Annotated in this window: 15 protein-coding genes; 3 read left to right on the top strand and 12 right to left on the bottom strand. The window is 70.1% G+C overall.

Annotated elements, in window-relative coordinates:
• The first annotated feature begins 14 nt into the window (after nucleotides 1–14).
• From IE325_RS12430 to IE325_RS12420, 3 genes are all read left to right on the top strand, one after another.
• Entirely contained in the window at nucleotides 15–1,682 is a 1,668-nt protein-coding gene (locus IE325_RS12430; RefSeq protein WP_190069892.1) for a (2,3-dihydroxybenzoyl)adenylate synthase, read from the top strand.
• Nucleotides 1,679–3,067, top strand: coding sequence for a salicylate synthase (locus IE325_RS12425; protein WP_190069891.1), 1,389 nt, complete (start codon nucleotides 1,679–1,681; stop codon nucleotides 3,065–3,067). Before IE325_RS12430 ends, IE325_RS12425 begins: the two co-directional genes overlap by 4 nt.
• Before the next feature lie 188 nt (nucleotides 3,068–3,255).
• Nucleotides 3,256–4,041: a DUF5995 family protein gene (locus IE325_RS12420; RefSeq protein ID WP_190069890.1), complete on the top strand. Its 786-nt coding sequence runs from the start codon at nucleotides 3,256–3,258 to the stop codon at nucleotides 4,039–4,041.
• A gap of 131 nt (nucleotides 4,042–4,172) precedes the next feature.
• On the opposite strand, the gene IE325_RS12415 is transcribed toward IE325_RS12420, so the two are convergent.
• The 12 genes from IE325_RS12415 to IE325_RS12360 form a co-directional block, all read right to left on the bottom strand.
• Entirely contained in the window at nucleotides 4,173–4,976 is an 804-nt protein-coding gene (locus IE325_RS12415) for a GNAT family N-acetyltransferase (protein ID WP_229911783.1), read from the bottom strand.
• Nucleotides 4,977–5,076: 100 nt separating this feature from the next.
• Nucleotides 5,077–5,685 (bottom strand): mycothiol-dependent nitroreductase Rv2466c family protein, encoded by a 609-nt coding sequence (locus IE325_RS12410; RefSeq protein ID WP_190069889.1) that lies wholly within the window; start codon nucleotides 5,683–5,685, stop codon nucleotides 5,077–5,079.
• 157 nt (nucleotides 5,686–5,842) lie between these two features.
• Entirely contained in the window at nucleotides 5,843–6,250 is a 408-nt protein-coding gene (locus IE325_RS12405; RefSeq protein WP_190069888.1) for a DUF1257 domain-containing protein, read from the bottom strand.
• A 44-nt stretch (nucleotides 6,251–6,294) separates the two neighbouring features.
• The gene (locus IE325_RS12400) at nucleotides 6,295–7,905 is read right to left on the bottom strand and encodes an Hsp70 family protein (protein WP_190069887.1); all 1,611 of its coding nucleotides are present in this window, start codon (nucleotides 7,903–7,905) and stop codon (nucleotides 6,295–6,297) included.
• Complete coding sequence (locus IE325_RS12395) at nucleotides 7,902–10,145, bottom strand: WD40 repeat domain-containing protein (RefSeq protein WP_190069886.1); 2,244 nt, start codon at nucleotides 10,143–10,145, stop codon at nucleotides 7,902–7,904. Before IE325_RS12395 ends, IE325_RS12400 begins: the two co-directional genes overlap by 4 nt.
• Before the next feature lie 5 nt (nucleotides 10,146–10,150).
• Nucleotides 10,151–11,896, bottom strand: a complete 1,746-nt coding sequence (locus tag IE325_RS12390; protein WP_190069885.1) for a hypothetical protein — start codon at nucleotides 11,894–11,896, stop codon at nucleotides 10,151–10,153.
• A 163-nt stretch (nucleotides 11,897–12,059) separates the two neighbouring features.
• Nucleotides 12,060–14,411 carry a hypothetical protein gene (locus IE325_RS12385; RefSeq protein ID WP_190069884.1) on the bottom strand — a complete coding sequence of 784 codons (2,352 nt, stop codon included), beginning with the start codon at nucleotides 14,409–14,411 and terminating at the stop codon, nucleotides 12,060–12,062.
• A 5-nt stretch (nucleotides 14,412–14,416) separates the two neighbouring features.
• The gene (locus IE325_RS12380) at nucleotides 14,417–16,744 is read right to left on the bottom strand and encodes a hypothetical protein (RefSeq protein ID WP_190069883.1); all 2,328 of its coding nucleotides are present in this window, start codon (nucleotides 16,742–16,744) and stop codon (nucleotides 14,417–14,419) included.
• A 5-nt stretch (nucleotides 16,745–16,749) separates the two neighbouring features.
• Nucleotides 16,750–18,612 carry a hypothetical protein gene (locus IE325_RS12375; protein ID WP_190069882.1) on the bottom strand — a complete coding sequence of 621 codons (1,863 nt, stop codon included), beginning with the start codon at nucleotides 18,610–18,612 and terminating at the stop codon, nucleotides 16,750–16,752.
• A 5-nt stretch (nucleotides 18,613–18,617) separates the two neighbouring features.
• Nucleotides 18,618–20,174 (bottom strand): Ycf46 family AAA ATPase, encoded by a 1,557-nt coding sequence (locus tag IE325_RS12370; RefSeq protein WP_229911782.1) that lies wholly within the window; start codon nucleotides 20,172–20,174, stop codon nucleotides 18,618–18,620.
• Nucleotides 20,143–20,766 carry a 4Fe-4S single cluster domain-containing protein gene (locus IE325_RS12365; protein WP_190069881.1) on the bottom strand — a complete coding sequence of 208 codons (624 nt, stop codon included), beginning with the start codon at nucleotides 20,764–20,766 and terminating at the stop codon, nucleotides 20,143–20,145. The genes IE325_RS12370 and IE325_RS12365 overlap by 32 nt, the downstream gene beginning before the upstream one ends.
• The gene (locus IE325_RS12360; RefSeq protein ID WP_190069880.1) at nucleotides 20,754–20,957 is read right to left on the bottom strand and encodes a DUF2997 domain-containing protein; all 204 of its coding nucleotides are present in this window, start codon (nucleotides 20,955–20,957) and stop codon (nucleotides 20,754–20,756) included. The genes IE325_RS12365 and IE325_RS12360 overlap by 13 nt, the downstream gene beginning before the upstream one ends.
• Nucleotides 20,958–21,169 lie beyond the last annotated feature (212 nt).

Raw genomic sequence — 21,169 nt, 5'->3', positions numbered from 1 at the left:
GTATGAATGGCGCGATGTACAAGCCCCGCGGAGCGGGATACGACCAGAGGGGGATTCACGTGCTGGACGGCTGTACGCCCTGGCCCGAGGACCTCGCCGCGCACTACCGGGCCTCAGGCCACTGGCGAGGAGAAACGTTCGACCGGCTGCTGCGCTCGTGGGCCCGCGCCCACCCGCACCGCACCGCGCTCGTGCACGGCACGCGACGGCTGGACCGGGCGCGACTGGCCCAGGAGGCCGAGCGCATCGCCCGCCGGCTCGCCGGGCTCGGAGTCGGGGCAGGGGACCGGGTGGTCCTTCAACTCCCCAACATCCCCGAGTTCTTCACCGTCTTCTTCGGCCTCCAGCGGCTGGGCGCGATCCCCGTCCTGGCCCTGCCGCTGCACCGCCGCAGCGAGATCGTCCACCTGTGCCGGCTGTCCCAGGCCGTCGCGTACGTCGTCCCGGACCTCCACCAGGGCTTCGACCACCGCGACCTCGCCACCGAGGTCCTCAAGGAGAGCCCCGCGCTTCGGCACGTCCTGGTGGCCGGCGACCCCGGCGCCCACACCCCGCTCGACGGCCCCGGCACTGCCGACCTGCCCCCCGCCCCCGACGACGCCTCCGAGGTGGCGCTGCTGCTGGTCTCCGGAGGCACTACAGGGCTGCCCAAGCTGATCCCGCGCACGCACGACGACTACGCGTACAACGTGCGCGCCAGCGCCGAGTCGTGCGGCCTCGGACCCGAGACCGTCTACCTCGCCGCCCTCCCCGTCGCCCACAACTTCGCCCTCGGCTGCCCGGGCGTCCTGGGCGCCCTGCACGCGGGCGGTACGGCGGTGCTCACCGACGAGCCCGACCCGGATGCCGCGTTCGCCCTCATCGAGCACGAACGCGTCACCGCGACCGCGCTCGTACCACCCACGGCCCGCATGTGGACGGCGGCGGCCGAATGGGGCGACGCGGACCTGTCGTCGCTGCGGCTGCTCCAGGTCGGCGGCGCCCGGCTGCTGCCCGAGCACGCCGCACAGGTGCGGGACGCCTTCGGCCCCGTACTACAGCAGGTGTTCGGCATGGCGGAGGGCCTGCTCAACTACACCGAACCGGACGCCCCCGAGGAGATCGTCCTGCACACGCAGGGACGGCCGCTGTCACCCGACGACGAGATCCGTGTCGTCGACGAGGACGACCGCGAGGTCCCGCCCGGCGCCACCGGACGGCTGCTCACCCGCGGCCCCTACACGCTGCGGGGCTACTACCGAGCCGACGAGCACAACGCCACCTCCTTCACCGCCGACGGCTACTACCGAACCGGCGACCTGGTCCGACGTACCCCCACCGGCCATCTCGTCGTCGAGGGCCGGGTCAAGGAGCAGATCAACCGCGGCGGGGACAAGGTGGCCGCCGCCGAGGTCGAGGAGCAGCTCGTGCACCATCCCGCGGTGCTGGACACCGCTGTCGTCCCCGTGCCCGACGACCTGCTCGGCGAGCGCACCTGCGCTTTCGTCGTACCCGCGCCCGGGGCCACCGCACCCGGCCGAGGAGAGGTGGCCGCGTTCCTCAAGGAGCGCGGGCTGGCGCCGTACAAGGTGCCCGACCGCGTGGAGGCCCTCGACGAACTGCCGGTGACGGCGGTCGGCAAGACCGACAAGAAGGCGCTGACGGAGCTGGCCCGACAGCTGAAAGGGAGTGCCCGCGCATGACCAGTACCTGGAGCTCCTGGGCCGACGCCCTGCCCGCGCCGGGTCCCGCGCACGTCGTGGAGGCGCCGCAGGACCCGGCCGAGGCGGCGGTACGGCTCGCCCGGGCGGGCCTCGGCGGCGAGTACGTCGTCTACGAGCGCGCCGGGACCTGGGTGTACGCCGCCGGACCGGCCGCGACCGTCACCCTGGACGCCGACGAGATATCCGCCCGCTGCGGGAACCGCTCGGTCACCCAACTCCTGGACCGCCAGGCACCGTTGGAGCAGCTCGCCGCAGCCCTCGCGAACCTGCCGCACCGCGACTGGCGGGCGTACGGCTGGGCCACTTTCGAACTGGCCCACCTCCTGCACCCTGACACGGGCGACCCGGGACGCGACCCGCTGCTCCACCTCATGCTGCCGGTCACCGAGGTCGACCTCACCCCGGGCACGGCACGCATCCGCACGGCCGACCCCGAACACGTTCCTCTCATCACCAAGGCGCTCTCCAGCCCCACGGAGCAGGTGGGGGAGGGCCCGGCCGACGCGGACCGACTCCTGAGGTCCGGATCCGACCGCTATCAGGGCGCCGTCGCCCGGACCGTGGCCGATATCCGTGCGGGGCACTTGCAGAAGGCCGTACTCTCGCGTTCCTTGCCGCTGCCGGAGCACCTCAGCCCCGACCTCGCGGCCACCTACTTGGCCGGACGCCGGGCCAACACCCCCGCCCGATCCTTCCTGTTGGACCTCGGCGGTTGGCGAGCGGCCGGCTTCAGCCCCGAAACGGTCGTCGAGGTGGACGCGGACAGCCGCCGCGTCTCCACCCAGCCGCTGGCCGGCACCCGCGCCCTGGGAACGGACCCCGGCGAGACCGCACGCCTGCGCTCCGACCTGCTCGACGACCCCAAGGAGATCCACGAACACGCCCTCTCGGTACGCCTCGCCGTCGACGAAGTGACCCAGGTCTGCGGCAGGGACGCGGCCGTGGTCGAGGAGTTCATGACGGTCCGGGAGCGCGGATCGGTGCAGCACCTCGCCTCGCGCGTCACCGGCCGGCTCGCCGACGACCGGGGCCCCTGGGACGCCTTCGCCGCACTCTTCCCGGCGATCACGGCCACCGGCTGCCCGAAACCGGGAGCCCTGCGGGCCATCGGCCGGTACGAGGGCGAACCCCGCGGGCTGTACGCCGGGGCCGTGTTCACCGCCGACGCGGACGGTGGCCTGGACGCCGCGCTCGTCCTGCGCACCGTCTTCCAGCGGAACGGCCGCAGTTGGCTGCGCGCGGGTGCCGGAGTGATGGGTCAGTCGACCCCGGAGCGCGAATGGGAGGAGACCTGCGAGAAGCTCCGGAGCGTGGCGCCGCATCTGCGGCTCGCCCAGCCGGAAACGCCCGCGGCGTCACGGTGAGCGACACGGTCGTGGCATGCGAACGTGGTGTCGGCGACTGATTCGACAGTGAGGGGACTCTCCCGTCGTGTCTTCTGCGGGGCGGGACCGTTCCCGGGTGTGCGGTGGTAGGACGGGGCTGTGATCGGCGCTGCGGGCAGCGGTCGGAGTGCGGGCGGAACGAGGGTTCCGTGGGAGGGGAGTTGGGCATGGCGGCAGAGAACATCGACGATGTCGTGGACGGGCTCGCCGGGATTGTGCGGGAGGCCGGCCGCGCCGGCGACCGGGTCGGGTACTTCGCGGCGCTGTACCGACAGGTGACCGTCGAGGTCCGCGCGGGTATTCGCTCTGGGCTGTTCGACGACGGCGCACGAATGGACCGTTTCGACACGCTCTTCGGCAACCGCTACTTCGACGCGTACGACGCCTGGCGTCGTGACCGGAGCGGGCCGCGTTGTTGGCGCGAGGCGTTCGGGCTGCTCGACGATGTCGACACCGTCATCGTCCAGCACCTGTTGCTCGGGGTGAACGCGCACATCAACCTCGACCTGGCGATCGCCGCCGCGCGGACAGCCCCGGGCGAGGCCATCCATGCGTTAAGGCGCGACTTTCTGCTGATCAACGACATCCTGGCGCGGGTGGTGCTGGTGATGCAGGACTCGGTCGGCGCCCTGTCGCCCTTGATGTCGCTGCTGGATCGGATCGGAGCCCGCACCGACGAGCGGATCCTCGACTTCAGTGTCCGTCGGTCTCGCGAGGAGGCGTGGCACAACGCCGTTCTGCTTGCCGGCCAGGACGAAGAGGAGCGCGAGGCCACGATCGAGCGGCTCGACATTCGGTCCGCCGTGCTCGCACGGTTGATCGCGCGGCCGGGCGGCCTCGTCCGGCCGGCCCTGCAGCTGATCCGGAGCACCGAGAGTGATGACGTGCCGGCCGTCATCACTCATCTGGACAACGCCATGGCGCGACCTTCCGCCCGGCAGGGGACGGGGTGAGCTCCGGCGGATTGACCGTCCTGCATCCCGCTGGAGCCGGGGCCGAACTCATGCTCACCCGGTGTCCTGAGTCGGTGATTCGGCTGCAGACCGCGGCCTGAGGCCCACGAGGCCACACACCTCAGAGGTGGTCATCGTGAGGACCACCAGGTCGACATGGTGACGGCGGTGAAGCCCAGCGACTGGTAGAGCGGCCGTCCGAGCCGTGAGGCGGTGAGTGTCACCGGCAGGCTCGCGATGGGCGCGAGCGAGCCGAGCATGACGGCCCGCCCGGCGCCGCGGGAGCGGTGCTCAGGCGGCGTGCCGACCCAGTAGTGGCTGCCGAACCCGTTGTCGCCGACGGTGACGCAGGCGCCGACCGCCTCGCCGTCGAGGACGGCGATGAACACGTCCACGCCTGGCTGCTCGGTCAGCGCCATGGGGAACATCTCGCCGGGACGGTAGGGGGCGAATCTGGTCAGCTCGAAGCCTGCGATCACGATCCGCTCGGCGGCCTGCAGATCCTGCACCTGCTCGACCCGGATCACCTCCATCGCCGGTGCTGAGACGGGGCCGGGCGGGCGCAGCATGATCGGCATCTGCCAGTTGCGCATGCCCAGGTGACTGAGGTCGGTCGAGCCGAACGGATCCTCGGCATCCACCGGGCCGGTCGACCGGCCCGCCAACTCGGTCAACTCGGCGAGCTCGTTCGCATCGGGGTCGGGTTCCTGCAGCAGGATTCGTGTCCCGGCGCGCTGGTCGCCGAGCACGGCGAGGAAGCCGCGGCGGTGGATCAGCTCGTGACTGCGGGATTTTCCGGTTGCGGCCCAGAAGGCGGCGGAGTTGCGGGCCTGGCGCATCGCCGCTTCGTCGAGGGCCGCGGGTTGATCCGGACGGTCCTCCTGGCTCCGGCCCCCGCCGCTGGCGTCGGGGGTGGTCTGTGACGTGGCGACCATGGGTGGCTCCTGTTCCGTCTCGCTCGGTGAAAGTCGGGGGGAAGGCGCACCAACCACCACCGGCAGCCGTGCGGGACCTGGTGCTGTGTGGCAGCACTTCTCAGTCGAAGCGCAGGCTCCCGGTCCGTGCCCGCTTGAGTTCGAAGAAGTCCGGGTGGGCTGCGAGGGTGCGGACGGCGTCGAAGAGGCGTGCCGCTTCATCGCCCCGGGGGATGCTGTTGAGCACCGGTCCGAAGAAGGCTGCGCCGTCGATGTGCATGGTGGGCGTGCCCACGTAGCCGCCTGCCGCCGGGTCCTTGCCCGCGTCATGGCTGCGCTGGAGGGCGGCGTCGTAGGCGGTGCTGCCGGCCGCGTCCGCAAGAGCTGCGGGAAGCCTGAGCTCGGCCAGCGCCTCGGCGGCGACGGCGTCGAAGTTCTCGTTGCCCTTGGTGTGAATGCGGGTGCCCAACGCGGTGTAGAGGTCGCGCAGCACGCTGGGTGAGTGGTGTTCCGCGGCGGCGACGGCGATCCGGACGAGGCCGAGGGAGCGGTCGACGAGGTCGCGGTACCAGTCGGGGAGGTCGTTGCCGTCGTTGTGCAGGTAAAGGCTCATGACGTGGAAGCGGACGTCGAGGTCGCGCAGCGGTTCCACCTCGAGAATCCACCGTGAGGTGATCCAGGCGAAGGGGCAGGCTGGGTCGAAGTAGAAGTCGACTCGGGTCTTCGGCATGCCTGCAACCTAACGACGTAATGGCCTGGACAGCTGGGCCAATCCCAACCAAGATTCTTGGGCCAGTGCAAAGCACCCGCCGCGGGGCTCGTCCCCGGCCCGGTGGACGACGGTGGCCCGGTAGTGCACTCGGGACACAGTGATGGAGCCGCGCGGCTCAGGTGTAGCGGCGAAGGACCAGGCGGCGTCGGCCGTCCTCTTCGAGTACGTCGGAGTCCACCTCGTAGCCATTCTCCTCGGCGTAGCGCAGGGCAGCGGTGTGGCCGTAGGCGCGGGCGAGCCGGGTCAGCCACCGATGGTCGTAGCGGGACCTGTCGTACTCGCTGATGACGGCTTCGAAGGTGCCGTCGTCACGTCGACGGAAGCCGATGTCGTTGCTGGCGCGCCCGATGTGGGCGCGGCGGATGATGACTTCGGCGCGCTCCGGGCGGGCGTCGCCCCGGTAGCCGTAGAGGGTCTGCGGAGTGGCGTGGGTCTCGACGGCGGTGAAGCCGAGCGTGGCAAGGGCTAGGACGAGCAGTTCGGGGTCGTGCAGTGCGGTGCGGACGCGGGTGAAATGAGACACGAGGACTCCTCGGATGTCGTGACAGGAGGGGCGGCGCCGGGTGATCACGCCAGACGGACGACCGGTTGCCGGTCCAGGACCAGGGTGTGGCGGTGCAGGTCGTAGGCGGTGACGGTGAGGCGTTTGTGGGCGTCGATGCGGAATTCGAGGCGGAAGCGGTCCTCTCCGGCCGTGGCGGGAGGGTCGGCTTCCAGGAAGGTGGGGCTGTCCTCGTTGAGCCAGAGCATGGACCGTTGCTGGCGTTGCTGCGGGGTGACGGCCACGGTGCGGGCGCCGCCGCCGGCGTCGAAGGCGATCTCCAGTTCGGCGCCTGCGTCGCGGTAGGTGGCGTGGGCGAGTTCGTAGACGGCGAGGCCGAGCCTGCGCTGCGTGTCGTGCACCGCCCTGACGGTGAGCGTCCTGACCGGTTCCTCGGTGGGGTAGGGGGTGCCGGCCTCCACCAGGGTCTCGAACTCGTAGGTGCCGGTGTCGTGGTCGATGTGCCGGATGGCGTAGTCGTGCTGGATGTGGTCGAACAGTTCGCTGCCGCCGGCGATTCCGGCCGCGCCCGCCGCGACCGCTTCCAACGGCCGGTCCAGGCGCACCACGTCGGGGTCGAAATACAGATGCACCAGGTCCTGTACGGCGGGGATGAGGCAGCTGCCGCCGACGAGGAAGACACCCCGGATGTTCTCGGTGCCGAAGCCGCGGGTTCCGGCCAGGTCGAGGCAGGAGCGCAGGGCCTGGTTGATCCGGCGCAGTACGCCCTTGTCGTGCAGGAGTGCGTCGAACTCGCCGCGGGTGATGGTGATTTGGTGTGCACGGTCGGTTCGGGTGTCAGCGGCGTGGATGACGGCACGTTCGGTGGTGGCCAGTTCCCTCTTGGCCCGTTCGGCGGAGGTCAGGAGGCGGCGGAAGACCTGGTTGCGGCCGATCTGGTCGCCGTGCGGCAGGGAGAGGTGGCCGATGGCGTGTTCGGCGAGGAGCGCGTCGATGGTGTTGCCGCCCAGGTCCAGGCCTCGCTTGGCGATCGTGCGCACCCCGGCGCCGGACCCGGCGTCGTCCGGTTCCTGCACGCGGACGACGGAGACGTCCAGGGTGCCCGCCCCGAAGTCGATCACGGCGAAGGCGTCGCCGGGATTCAGCCGGGCGCTGTAGCCGACGGCGGCCGCGGTGGCCTCGTCGACGACGCGCAGGCGGGCGGTGGGCAGCCCGTCGCGGACCTCGCGCACCAGCCAGTCGCGGTAGCCGTCGAAGGACTCCACGGGCGCGGTGGCGACGATCTCCAGGTCGTCGTCCTCGATGGCGAGCACGGCCAGTGCCATGACGTCGCTGAGGAACTGGGTGGCCGCCTCCCGGCCCGTGATCTTGCGGTCGCCGACAGGGCGGGCCGCGTCATAGGCGTGTCCGGCGACGTTGCTCTTGGTGGACGCGAAGACGATGTGGCCGGGGTCGTCGTCCATCTCGGGGGTGACCTGGGCGCCGAGGCGGCGTGTGGTGCCATCGTGGGCGTAGGCGATGAGGGAGGGCACCACGCGCTGGGTGGGGCCGGGGCCGGCCTCGCGCAGCACGTCGATGCCGGGCAGCGGGATCGGGACGCCGCGGCCCGCCTCCTGGTCCCAGCCCGCCACGACGGTGTTGGCGGTGCCGAAGTCGATGCCGATACGGGTGGTCATGCGTCTCCTTTTCGTTCCTGACGCTCGGCCAGTTCGAACTCGTAGTCGCCCGGCCCCACCGAGCCTGTCCCGGTGCCGATCCCGACGTCGTGCCGGAACCGGTGTTCCAGGCACGTCCGCAGCAGTCCCAACGCCTGCCGTGACGATTCGTCGAGGACCGGGTGCTCCATCACCGTGACCACTTTCGTCAGCTCCCCGTGGCCCATCCCGCCCATGGGTTTGGCGATGAAGGGACGAAGGGCGAAGGCGGTCAGGATGTAGATGTCGACGGTGCCCTCTTCCAGACCTGCCACCGCCAGCAGGTCTCCCCTCGGTGACACCCGTGCGCAACGCGCCCTGGCACGAGGCCTGTCGGCGAGTAGGGGGATCTGCTCGGACACGGGGTCTTCGGGCGTGGGCGTGTCACGCGTCGGTGGCACGTCGAGGAGTTGGAGATGCGTTCCCGTGACGGCGAGAAACTGGTCCAGTACGGGTGACCACGCGACGTGGATCGGAGCTGTCCCGTACGGCCAGGGCCGGGACGTGAGCGGCGCCTGTGACGTCGTCAGAGGTTCGTGCCACACATACAGACCGCCCGAGCGGGTACCGCAGACTAGGGCGGAAGGCGAGAGGGCGGCCGACTGGACGCCGTACCTCAAGGTTTCGGGGCGAATGAGCTGGTGCACAGCAGAATTGGCGAGGTCGGAGACCACGATGTTGCAGTCTTCGCTGATCACGGCGATCAGTCGCCCGTCCGCATCTACTGCGGAGCTCTTCGGAACGAAATACCCAGCCCCGTTCAGCATGTCGCTTTCGGTGAGGCGTCCGCCGGAGCGGCCGATGAACGCCGTCCACGTGCCCGACTTCCTCGCGGTCACGAGGAAGGCACGGTCTCCGGCGATGCGTTCCACGCCACGCGCATCGCCGGGCTGGTTGGCCAGCGTCAGCGTGCCGCTCTCCCCGGCGTAGTGGATCTGCTTACCCGCCACGAGGGCCATGGCATCGGAGCCCAGATGCGCGATCGGCCGTGCCGGATGCGGGAGGTTGTCGTCCAGCCACACCAGCGTGAGACTGGCGAGATCCACGATCCCGGCGCAATGCCTGGGCCCCCGTCCGGAGAACGCGAGTTGGCTGCCGTCCGGGGCGAAGTCGAGAGCGTGCACCGCGATCGCCTGCTCGTCGGGGTCGCTCGGCCAGATCCGGGTGCGGGGTATGGCGCTGAACGGACCTGCTCCGGCCAGGGCTTCCACGAACCGCGCTATGGCGATCGAGTCCGCCGCACGCAACGCTTCGAAGACGCGGCGGTCGTCCTCGCCGGACGGCCGCCAGTCGCCGAACTCGTCGGCCGTCCACACCGCTTCGTGCAGCGGCATCAGCAGCGTGAGGCGCCACAGGCGGTCCCAGTCACGTCGATCCGCCAACTGCTCTGCCACGTACATACGTTCGTGCTCGGAGAGGGAGGCGAAGTCCCCCTGCTGGGAACTCCGTCCGGCCAGCACGTGCAGCACATCCAGGACACCCAGTCCGCTCATCTCGGCCCGCAGAACTGAACGCTGCTCGTCGGAGGCAGCCCGGTAGCCGAGCGCCAGGAGAGAGCCGTCGGGATCCAGTGCCCGATACTGCTCCAGCTGCCCGGTACGCACGAAGAACACGGCGCGCTGGACCTGATCGGCGGGCGCGAGGTGGTGCTCGGCGCAGAAGGCCGCCGCCCTGTCGGAGTCCAGGGCCGCAGCGCAGAACAGGTCGATGGTCTCGGGGTCGTCCGACGCGAGCAGCCGGGCCCGGGCATGTTCGCCGAGCGGGTGGTCGAAGCGCAGCGCGGCATCGATGAGTGTGCCTTGTTCCAGGGGTACGTCGTCGCCAAGCGCGAGGCGGCTGAGGGGGCGCACCGGGGGTTCGGAGGCCGGCGGTGCGGGGCCCCACTGCTTCAGCAGTGACCACAGCTCGGCATCGTCCCGATCGAGCCAGTCCTGCCACGCGGCCTCGACGAGCATGGCCGGTACGGGTGTTGAACCCTTCGTGAGCTCCGCCACGAGAGGAGAAGCCCACCGCTTCGGAGTCGGTCCCGACACCGACGGCGTCAGCCAGCACCGGAACACCGCCTTCTGACCGTGGGTTTCCATCGCGCGGGCGACGGCGCGCAGAGCCAGGGGCGCGCCCGTGTCCGCAGCACGCAAGACGGCACCGAGAGCCCGGCGGCCCAGCCGGGACTCCGGCGTGGCCCGTAGCCGCAGCACCAGTACGGCAGTTCGCACACGCATCGGCCTCACCCCTCCCCGTTCTCGCCCAGGGCGATGTCCGTGGTGCCGCCCGCGGTCCTCGGGCCGGAGCCCAGCGTGATGTCCTGGCCGAAGCGCTCCTCGAGGCAGGTGGCCAGCAGGTCGAGAGCGTCCCGTACCGCGGGATCACCGACCTTCGTACGCAGTTCCCGTACGCGCAGCACGTCCTGGGGGCCGCTGTGCAGCAGGGGCTGTTCCAACAACTCGCGTGCGGAGGGCAGATGAGGGCTGTGCACTTCGCAGACATTCAACTTGTCCCACTCCAGGACCGTATTGGTGGCGAGCATGTCTCCCCACGGAGACAACGCCAGGAATTCCCTGCGCCCGTACCCATGCGGTGAGACCTGGCGCTGAAGCCAGGGCAGGTCATGGCGGACGTACCCATTGCGCCCATTTTCGGTGAGAATCCGCGCGGCGAAGGAGTTGTCGAGGGCCAGTCCCTGCCACTTCTCCGGCGGCCATCGGTCCAGAACCGCCCCCTCGTGCTCGGCGGTACGGCGCGGCGTGCCCTTCGGCGTGAACTCCCATATCTCGGAGTGCTGTTCGGCCTCCCCCTTGCCCGGGTGGGTCACAAATCGGTGCAGCGCGAGTGAATGGGGAGAGAGAAGAGAAAGTGCGGGACTGAAGGCGACCTTGTCGGCATGTGTGTCACTCACCTGCGCCGTCTGGATGATTTCCATGCCGCTCTCACTCACCACATGCCACTCCGAGCGGTTGATGAATGCGATGAGCCGGGATTCGGGAAGCGTCGTCAGTGTGCTGGAACTGTCCAGCCAGGCGGAAATGCGTGAGCCTCCTTGATTCTCGCTGAACCGAGGAAATTTCTCATACCGCAATTGATCCGCACCAGGGTCCACGAATGCCAGTCCGGCTGGGTGAAGCAGCACCGCGCCACGGCTCGATCTCCGCATGTCCGAGAGTTCGGACGACGAGCAGAGGATGTGCTGGTCGGGCAGGACCCGGATGATTCGGCAAAGCCTGGCGGTATCGCGCATCCTGACGATGATCTCGTCGCCGAGGTGCAGTATCGACTCATTCCCAAACGCAACCTCTCCGGACTTTCCGATGAAACGGGGTGTGGCCGCGCCCGTACTTATGCTGAGCGTCTCCATTGCGAACTCGCTGTATTTCCCCCATTTCCATATCGAATACTTCAGGGCCAGTTCGGATGCGCAGGGGGAGAAGGATGCTTGGGCTCTCGCGCCGCGAGTCCGGCGAGTGATCAGGCGATCCTGCGGCAACCGTTCGACCATGGCCCGCAGCTGTCCCCCGGACCGCTGGGCAAGGGTGTCGAGCAGTCCGACCGCATCGTCCGCACCGCCCGAGGTTCGCTCCCGCTCGGGCAGGAGTCCAGCGGCCGCGACCGCCTTGGCCAGGGGCAAGTCGCGGGCCAGCCGCCGCAGTTCGTCCCAGAGGCGATGCTCGGCCAGTTGGTGGCCGAGGTAGTCGAGTTCGGCGTACGACATCTCGGCGATCCGGTCGCGTTGGTCGCCGGTGACCACGACCCGGATGACGTCGGTGTCACCGTCGGCGGCCATGACCGTACGCAGCCGCTCCCGCACGTCCGTGGGCGCCGCTCGATATGCCAGGGCCAGTAGTGAGCCGTCCGGATCCAGCGCCCGGCTCTGGGCGCTCTGCCCGATGAGGGCCAGATAGGCGGCGGCGTCGGCGGGTTCCTGCGGGGCCGCGGCCAGCAGCTCCTGCACATCGGTCTCGGGCAGTTCGGCGGCCATGGCGCGCACCGCCTCCTGCGCGGCCGGATCACCCTGCGCGCACCCCCGCACCAGCCGCCGCCACGCTCCCCGCGACCACGGCCCCCGGGAACCGTCCGCCCGCCGCCGCGCGGCCCGCCCAATCAACCGGGCGGCTCTTTGCGTGCTGAGCATCATCGCCCCCCTACACCTCGCCCAGCTCGATCTCGAAGCCTCCCGCGACCGCCGGACCCACCGCATCCCTGATACCCACGTCGTGCCGGAACCGGTGCTTCAGGCAGGCCCGCAGCAGCGTCAGCGTCGTACGGGACTCCCTGTCGAGCTGCGGGTTCTCCAGCACCGCTGCCACGTGTGTCAGTTCCTGATGGGACATCTGGCCCATGGGCCGGGCGATGAAGGGGCGCAGGGTGAGGGTGGTCAGGTCGTACAGGTCGACCAGGCCCAGCGGTCCTCCGACTCTCACGGCCAGCACGTCGCCCTTCGGCGACAGCCGCGCGATGGGCGCCACGCCGATGTCGCCGGCGAGTGCCATCCGCTCGGACACGAGCTCGTCGGGCATGGGAGCGTCGCGGGTCGGCGGCACATCAAGGAGTTCCAGGTGCGGCTGGTCGCTGAAGTCGACCGCGACGAACCGGTTCAGTGCGGGCGACCAGGCGAGGGTGTCCGGAGGAGTCGCCGCTGACCAGGCGGGGATCGTCATCGATGGTTCCCTGGACGTGAGCGGCTCATGCCACACCTTCAGGTCGCCCGCCTCGCTGCAGCTGACAAAGGTGGAAGGCGACAGTGCCGCGGGCGGCACGGGGACGTTCTCCAGCGTTCCCGAGCCGTCATCGAGCTCGTTCACCACGGAGCTGCCGAGGTCGATGACCACGGCGGCCTCCAGGACGTCGACCATGGCGACGAGCCGGCCGTCGGGATCAACCGCGACGATCGCTGGTTCGAAGTCCTCTTCCAGATCGTCCAGTACTCCGCTGGCGACCAGGGACCCACCGGGCCCGCCGATGAACAACGCCGGATGCTCGTCGTCGTCCCAGTCCTCGACCCATGCGGACACGACGAAGGCACGGTCTCCGGCAATGCGCTCCAGGCCGCAGATCTCGTCGGCTTCCCAGCCGAGGGCCCACACGCCGCCGCTGTCCACGTAGTGGATCTTCGCCTTGTGGGAATAGTCCATATCCACGGCGTCTGTATCGGCGTACGGATCGGCCTCCCCGACGACCATGGTGTCGGAGCCCAGATGTGCGACCCAGTCCAGCGGATATGTGAAGTCGCAGTGCAGCCGCGACAGCGTTCCGCTGCCAAGGTCCACGATCCCGGCCCAGGCGACCGGTTCACCGGACGGCAAGGGGCCGTCGCCCTCCGTGCCGACGCCAACCGCTCCGACCAAGGCGAGTTGGGTACCGTCCGGAGCGAAATCGAGGCCAGTGACACCACGGAGCCGCTCATCGAGGTCGGCGAGCCTGATCCGGGTGTGCGGTGGGGCAGGCGAAGACGCGGATACTCCGGACAGAACGCTCATGCAGCGATTCACAGCCTGCGGATCCGCCGCGCGCAGTGCCTCGAAGACGTGGCGGTCGTCCTCGCCGGACGGCTGCCAGGCCCCGAAAGCGCGGACCGTAAGGACAGCTGCGGACAGTGGCATCAGCAAGGTGAACTGCCACAATCGGTTCCAGTCTCCCTGCTCTTTCAACTGCTGTATCAGGTAGGCGCGTTCCTGCCCGTCGAGGGAGGCGAAGTCCTCCTGCCGCGAGCTCTGCCCGGCCAGCACCCGCAATGTGTCGATGCCGCCGAGGCCGGTCATCACCTCCCGCAACGCCGAGCGCAACTCCGTTGACGCACCCCGATAGCCGAGCGCCAGCAGCGTCCCCTCAGGATCCAGCGCCCGGTACTGCTCGTGCTGACCGGTTCGTACGAAGAAGACCGCCCGCTCGACCTCATCGGTGGGCGCCAAGTGGTGCTCGACGCAGAAGGCCGTCGCCTTGGGCGAGGCCGGCGCCGCCGCGCAGTACAGGTCGATGACCTCGGTGTCGTTCAGTACCAGCAGCCGGGCTCGGGCCCGCTCACCGATGGGGTGGTCGAAGCGGGCGGCGGCTTCGGCGAGCAACCGGGCGTCGACCGCCCCGCCGTCGTCGCCCAGCGCGAGTCGGCTGAGGGCACGCACCTTCTCGCTCTCGGAGATCGTCGCGGCGCGGTCCCAACGCCTCAGCAGTGACCACAGCCGGGCCTCGTGGGCATCGAACCAGTCGCGCCACGCGGCGTCCACGAGCGCGTCGGGAACCGGCGTCGAATCGGCCAGCAGCTCTGTCACCAGCGGGGAAGCCCACCGTCGTCGGGTCGGTCCGGCCACCGGCGGCTCCGCCCACGTCCGCCACACTGTCTCAGGGCCGAGGGAGTCGAGTGCGTTCGCGACGGCGCGTACGGCTGTCGGCGCACCGGCGTCGGCGGCGCGCAGCACGGTCACCAGAGACCTCAGGCGCCAACGGGACGCCCGCCCAAGCGGCAGTCGCAGCACCAGCACAGCGGTCCGTAGCCGCATCGACCTCACTCCGTTCCGTCCCGTCCGAGAGCGATCGCGTCGCCGGACACGCTTGCCGGGCCGCCGATTCCGATGTCGCCTCCGAATCGCTGCTCCAGGCACGTCCGAAGCAGCGTCAGCGTCGCCCGCGACCGCTCGCCCAACAGGGGGTTCTGCAGGACCGCGACGACTTCCTTGAACTGCTCGTGGGTCATCAGTCCCATCGGCGTGTCGACAAAGGGGCGGAGGCTGAGGGCGGAGAGGGCCTGAAGCTGGATGACGGGGGTTGGGCCACCACCCACGGCCAGGACGTCGCCCTTCGGCGACAGCCGCATGAAGGGATGGTGCCCATTCATGGGCAAGTCGATCTTGAACGACTCGGAGACGAGGGACTGAGGGAGGGGGAGGGGGGTGTCGCGGAGCGCCGGAATGTCGAGGATCTCCACGAACAGTGACTCCCGGCCGTCCGTCCTCTCCTGGCTGAGCGCCAGGAACCGCCGCAGCGCAGGCGACCAGGCCAGGTCGATGAGCGTCCTCGTCCGCAACCAGTCGCGCCAGCTCTCCGGTTCCGGCCAGAGGCGCCCCTCCATCGGCGGCTCTGTGGACGTCATCGGTTCGTGCCATACGTGCACGTAGCCCTCGGGAAGGCCGCGGACGAGGACGGACGGTGACAGGGCTGCGCACGGTCTGCTGTCTCCGGCCTGCGGCTCCCGGCCGTCGAGTACGTTCACCCTCGAGTCGCCGAGGTCGGCGACCAGAGCGGCACGCCTGTCGACCACGGAGACGAGCCGACCGCCGGGATCCACCGCGACTGTCGGATTCAGATAGGTCATCCCGTGCAGCACGCCACTGTCGGTGACAGCCCCGCCGGCCCTTCCGGCGAGCAGCATCCACTCCTCGGCCCTGCCCCGCTCCCGCGCGGACAATGCGACGAAGCGCCGGTCACCGGCGATGCGCTTCACGCTGCGGATCCGGGAAATGGGGGTGGTCGGGAAGGAGAGCTCCCGTCCGCCGCGGTGGTCGACGTAGCGCAGACGAGTTGCCCGCGGATCCCTGTGCCTGTTCCATTCCTCTCCCGACTCCGCGACGACGATGGCGTCGGATCCCAGATGGGCGACTCCGGTCACGGAACCCGTAAAGTCGGGATACAGCCAGGGCATCGTGGTGTTGCCGAGCTCGATGACCCCTGCCCATCTGGAGATGCCGGCGAAGGCGAGCTCCTCGCCGTCCGGCGCGAAGTCCACGTCGAAGACGGCAGTCGCTCGTTCGTCCAGTTCGCGGAGCCGGATCCAGGTCCCTGGACCGGCCCTGGGTGACGGGCCGGAGAGGAACTCGACCTGATCACGCACGGTTCGTGGCTCCGCGGCCCGCAGTTCCTCGAACACGCGGCGGTCGTCCTCGCCGGACGGCCGCCAGGCATCGAAGGCTTGGACCGTGTCGACGGCCTGGCTCAACGGCATCAGCAGGACGAGCCGCCACAGGCGTTCCCAGTCACCCTGGCACGCCAACTTCTCGGAAAGATAAGTGCGTTCATCTGCGGAGAGTGAGACGAAGCCGGGACCTTCGGCACGCTGTCCGGCCAGGACCCGCAGCGTCTCGATGCCGTTGAGAACGGTCATCGCCTCCCGTATCGCCCGGCGCACCTCGGACGACACAGCCCGGTATCCGAGCCCCAGCAACGCCCCGTCGGGGTCCAGAGCTCGGTACTGCTCGTACTGTCCGGTGCGCACGAAGAAGACGGCCCGCTCCACCCTGTCGGAGGGCGCCAGTTGGTGCTCGGCGCAGAACGCCGTCGCGTCGGGTGAGTCCACCGCTGCCGTGCAGAACAGGTCGACGGCCCGGTCGTCGCCGCAGGCCGCCATTCGCGCACGGGCCCGCTCACCGAGGGGGTGATCGAAGCGGGCGGCGGCGTCGGCGAGTGCCTGGGCGTCGACCCTCCCGTCGGCCTCGTCCAGCGCGAGGCGGCTGAGGAAGCGCACGCGGTGGTCGCAGGTAGTCGCGGCGCGGTTCCAATGCCTCAGCAGCGACCAAAGGTGGGGATCGTGCTCATCGAGCCAGTCCTGCCACGCGGAGTCCACGAGTACATCGGGAACCTGTGCCGCACTGTCCAGGAGATCCGCGAGGAGCGGGGAGGTCCACCGCCGCGGAGACGGCCCGGACACCGACGGCTCCAGCCAGGCTCGCCACACCGCCTCAGGCCCGTGGACCTTCATGGCGCGGACAGCGGCGCGCCCCACCGCACCTTCGTCGGCATGGGCGGCACTCGACATCACCGTTCTCAAGGCCCGGTCGAGCCGCTCGGAGTTCCTGGCGAGGGGCAGTCGCAGGGCGAGCGCGGCGGTCCTCCAGCGCATGGTCCTCATTTCGCCCGGTCCTCTCCGAGGGCGATGTCATGAGGACCACCCGCGGCCACCGAGCTCGTGCCCAGCGCGACGTCACCGGCGAAGCGCTCCTCAAGACAACGCGCCAGCAGGCCGAGAGCATCACGCACCCGGGCATCGCCGATCTTCGGCCGCAACTCCTGTGCCAGGCGCAGGTGCTGTGGTTCGCCGCGCACCAGCGGCCGCTCCAGGAGTCCGCGTGCGGAGGGGAGGTGGGGACTGTGCACTTCGAGGTTGCGCGGCGAGTGAATGTATCGCTGCTCGCCCGCGACGAACATGTCCCCACCGGTGGCCATGGCGAACTGGTTCCCTGCCTCCAGACGGGGCCGGGCCGGGTCGGCGGGGTCCCGCAGCCAGGGAATGTCGATGTAGCACCCCGCATACGGCCGGTACTCCCTGGCGGACGTCAGTATGCGGGCGGCGAAGGAGTCGTCCAGGGGTATCCCGTGCCGCCTCTCCAAGGCCCATCGGTCCCGGATCGCAGCTTGCGGTTCGACGGTCGGTTGCCGGGGGTCCTCGGCCGGAAGTTCCCAGACTGTGATGGGCTGTTCTCCGTCCTTCCCGAAGCCCCGGTATCGGTGCAGGGCGAGTGAACGAGGCGAGAGGAAGGAGAGAGCCGGCGCTTTCTCATTGTCGGCACGCTTCGCGCTGATTCTGCGGAGTCCCTTTCCGCTCTCGCTCATGACCCAGAGGGTGTCGACTTCGATGAACGCCACGAGCCCATGGGAGGGAAGTGTCGCGAGCGCGGACCACGCGTCCGGGTCGTGCCACAGGGTCCTGGAGAATCGCGGCACCGGCACGTGCCGCAGCTCGGACGCGTCGCGTTCGGCGAAGGCGAGCCCCTCGTCGAAGACCATCACCGCACCCGTGCTGGACCGTCGCATTTCCGAGATGCCGTACCCCTCGCCCAGGACGACGGAGTCGGGTACGACCCGACTGATCCGGTGACGGCTCCGGCTCTCCTCCCTCAGCAGAACGGCATCGCCGAGGTGCAGTACGGAGTTGTAGAACCCGCCGTATTTCAGGAAGGCGCGTGCCCTGTGCTCACGGGTGACTTCTCCGGTGCCGATCCGGAACGTTCGCACCTGAATCTCGGCCTTCCTGGTCCGAGTCAGCCAGCACGCTGCCAGTTCGGAGGAGTCCGGGGAGAAGGATGCCTGCAGATGGCTGCCTTCGACTTCGTACAGGGCCACCTCCTCCCGGGGCAGCCTGGCGATGGTCGCCCGCAGCTGCTCGGGCGGCCATTCGGCGAGGACGGTGAGCAGGGCTGCCGTCTCGCCGGAGCGTTCCCGCGGTGGCAGCAGCCGGGCCGCTGCCACCGCCTCGGCCGGCGGCAGATCCAGCGTGAGACGCCGCAACTCGTCGAAGCGCCCGTGCTCGGCGAGCTGGCGCCCCAGGTAGTCCAGGTCCGCACGCGACATCCCGGCCACGCGGTCGCGCTGCTCGCCGGTGACGACGGCACGGACCGCATCCCCGTCCCCCTCCGCAGCCATGGCCGCACGCAGCCGTTCGCGCGCCTCGGGGCCCGCCGCCCAGTACGCCAACGCCAGCAGCGCCCCGTCCGCGTCCAGGGCCTGCCGTTGCTCCCGCTGCCCGATCAACGTCAGGTAGGCCGCCCGGTCGGCGGGTTCCTCCGGCCCCACCGCCAGCAGCTCCAGCACGTCGGTGTCCGGCAACTCCGCGGCTCGTACGGCCTCCTGCGTCGCCGCGTCCCCCTCCGCGCACGCCCGGACCAGCCGCCGCCACGCCCGCCGGGCGCGTATGGCCCGCGAGCCGTCCGCGCGCCGTGGCGCGGACAGCCGCAGCAGCCGGGCCGCACCGTCCTCCGTCAGCTGTGCCACCTCCGCTACACCTCCAGCACCGGAACCTGATGATCGGCCGCCCGGTCCGCCTCGTCGAAGGAGGCCGACTGGGCGCGGCCCTCGCGCAGCCAGGCGCGCAGGTCCTCGATGACCTCGCGCTGGGAGCGGCTCAGCGGGACGGTGCGGGCGGCGGCGCGGGCGATGTCGTCGGTGGTGATGTCACGGTCCTCGGCGAACGCCTCGTACATCGCGTCCACCACCACCTGCTCCAGCTCGGCGCCCACGAAACCGTCGCAGACCTGGGCCAGTTGGTGCACATCGAAGGCTTCCGGGCGGCGGCCACGTTTGCGCAGATGGACGGTGATGATGTCGCGGCGCTCCTCCTCGGTCGGCAGATCGAGGAAGAACACCTCGTCGAAGCGGCCGCGGCGCAGCGTCTCCGGGGGCAGCGCGCTGACGTCGTTGGCCGTGGCCACCACGAACACGGGGGCCGTCTTCTCCTGCATCCAGGTCAGCACCGTGCCGAAAACCCGCTGAGAGGTGCCGCCGTCGTGGCCGCCGGACGCCAGCGCCTTCTCCACCTCGTCGATCCACAGCACACACGGGGAGACGGTCTCCGCCAGCCGCAGCGCCCGCCGTACCCGCTCCTCCGACTCGCCGACCAGCGAGCCGAACAGGGCGCCGACGTCCAGGCGCAGCAGCGGCAGCCGCCATAGCCCGCCGATCATCTTCGCGGTGAGGCTCTTGCCGGTGCCGGGGATGCCGATGAGCGCGATGCCCTTGGGGGCCGGTAGGCGGAACTCGCGGGCGTCGTCGCCGAAGGCACGCTCGCGCAGCCGCAGCCACTCCTTGAGCGCCTCCAGGCCGCCCAGGTCGTCGGGGGTCTCCTCGGCGCTGTAGAACTCCAGGGCTTCGTTCTCGCGGATGACTGCCTTCTTCTCGGCCAGCACCGCCTCGATGTCGCGGTCGTCCAGAACCTCGTCGCGCACGATGGCCTTGGCGAAGGCCCGCCGGGCCTGGGCCGCGGTCAGACCCAGTGCGGCCTGCGCCAGACGGCTGCGGCCCGCCGGGGTGAGCGTGGACTTCACGCCCTTGGTGCTGTCGATGAGGTGGTCGAGCTCGCGGCGCAGCGCGTCGGCCTCGGGCAGCGGCATCTCCACCACCACTGCGTCGTCGCCCAGCTCCACGGGGAGGGTGCGCACCGGGGTGGTCACGACCAGCGAGGAACCGGTGAAGACGAGCTTGTGGGCGAGGTTGCGCAGGCGCCGGCGTACGGCCGGGTCGCGTTCCCAGAAGGCGTGGAAGTCCTTGAGTACATACAGGTCGCGGCGGCGCGGCTCCTTCTGCGCCAGTTCCTTGATCTTGGTCAGCGCGTCCGGCGGGGTGGCCGCCTTGGGTAGCTGGCGGCCCGACGCGGACTCCAGGCCGTCGGCGACGTCCCAGGTGACGAGGTCGGACGACGGATCCCGGTCCCGCCGCACTCGGTCCAGCACCTCCAGTGCCCGCTGCTCCTCGACCGTGACGAGCACGATCAGCGCCACCCGGGCGCGCAGATACAGCCGGATCTCGTCAGCGATGCCCACGGTGCCCTCGGTCCCCACGGAAGAACTCCCCTCCCGGCGCGGCCATGCCGGTGAACGTCACGGTCGCGTCGTCCGCGACAGTGATCTCCAACTCCGGTACGGCGGCCAGGTCGTCCGCCGTGTAGCGCCCGGTGCGCGTCCAGTACTCCTTGTTCGACGAGCCGCGCAGCCCTCGGGCCAGCCGCAGCCGCGCGTTGTACCGTCCCGCGACCACCAGATCAGCGTCGGCAACCGCCGCCGACCGGGCCGGGTCCGCCTCGATCTCGGCGCGAGTGAACCCGGTCAGCACGATCACCGACAGGCTGCTGCGCGCCCGTACTTCGGCGCAGAACGCGGCGACGGCGGCCGGCTGCTCCAGCGGCTCGCCGCCGGTCAAGGTGACGCCCTCGATATGCGCGGCGTCGGCCAGCGCCTCGTCGGCCACCTCGCCGACCCCGCGCACGAGACCGGGGCCCGGCGCGGAGTGTGTCTCGGGGTTGAAGCACCCTGGGCAGTTCAGAGCGCACCCCTGACTCCAGACGACGTACCGGACTCCCGGGCCGTTGGCGGCGCTTCGGGGCAGTACGGCGTGCAGCCGCCACGGCGTGGCAAGGCCGCTCACCCCTGCCACAGGCGGTCCTGCTCCTCGGCCGCGTCCTGCTGGTAGGCCTCCTCGGTGAGCACCTGGTGCTCAACGGCCCCGCCGAGCAGCCGGACCAACTCGTCGGTGTCCTGCAGACACCGCGTGCCCGAGACTCCTTGGACGTGCACCTCTACTGTGCCATCGGCCGCGATGACGACCTCGACGCTCTCCTCGGCCATCAACTCACCCTTCGCCACGGGGATACGACGCTCATCGCATAGTGCCGCGCAGGGCTCGGGAGGGGTCCCGGGCCCCGGAGAGAGCGCCTACGGCGCCGAACTTCGGGAGCGAGAGTAGAGGGCGTTGTCCACCGCCGTGTTGCGGCCTCGGGCCCGGGAGCGGGGTTGAACAATGACGGGCACCAAGACCGTTCTGCGAGCGGGGAACCTGG

The organism is Streptomyces lanatus (assembly GCF_014655715.1).
Classification (GTDB): Bacteria; Actinomycetota; Actinomycetes; order Streptomycetales; family Streptomycetaceae; genus Streptomyces; species Streptomyces lanatus.
Note: the sequence above shows the minus strand (reverse complement) of the source record. Positions and strands in the feature narration are given on the sequence as shown.

What these genes read in the sequence shown, in the direction of transcription:
- IE325_RS12360 (WP_190069880.1), bottom strand. Translation starts at nt 20,957, where the DNA reads ATGGCCGAGGAGAGCGTCGAGGTCGTCATCGCGGCCGATGGCACAGTA.
- IE325_RS12390 (WP_190069885.1), bottom strand. Translation starts at nt 11,896, where the DNA reads ATGGCCGCCGAACTGCCCGAGACCGATGTGCAGGAGCTGCTGGCCGCG.
- IE325_RS12420 (WP_190069890.1), top strand. Translation starts at nt 3,256, where the DNA reads ATGGCGGCAGAGAACATCGACGATGTCGTGGACGGGCTCGCCGGGATT.
- IE325_RS12415 (WP_229911783.1), bottom strand. Translation starts at nt 4,976, where the DNA reads ATGGTCGCCACGTCACAGACCACCCCCGACGCCAGCGGCGGGGGCCGG.
- IE325_RS12380 (WP_190069883.1), bottom strand. Translation starts at nt 16,744, where the DNA reads ATGCGCTGGAGGACCGCCGCGCTCGCCCTGCGACTGCCCCTCGCCAGG.
- IE325_RS12425 (WP_190069891.1), top strand. Translation starts at nt 1,679, where the DNA reads ATGACCAGTACCTGGAGCTCCTGGGCCGACGCCCTGCCCGCGCCGGGT.
- IE325_RS12395 (WP_190069886.1), bottom strand. Translation starts at nt 10,145, where the DNA reads ATGCGTGTGCGAACTGCCGTACTGGTGCTGCGGCTACGGGCCACGCCG.
- IE325_RS12430 (WP_190069892.1), top strand. Translation starts at nt 15, where the DNA reads ATGTACAAGCCCCGCGGAGCGGGATACGACCAGAGGGGGATTCACGTG.
- IE325_RS12385 (WP_190069884.1), bottom strand. Translation starts at nt 14,411, where the DNA reads ATGCGGCTACGGACCGCTGTGCTGGTGCTGCGACTGCCGCTTGGGCGG.
- IE325_RS12400 (WP_190069887.1), bottom strand. Translation starts at nt 7,905, where the DNA reads ATGACCACCCGTATCGGCATCGACTTCGGCACCGCCAACACCGTCGTG.
- IE325_RS12410 (WP_190069889.1), bottom strand. Translation starts at nt 5,685, where the DNA reads ATGCCGAAGACCCGAGTCGACTTCTACTTCGACCCAGCCTGCCCCTTC.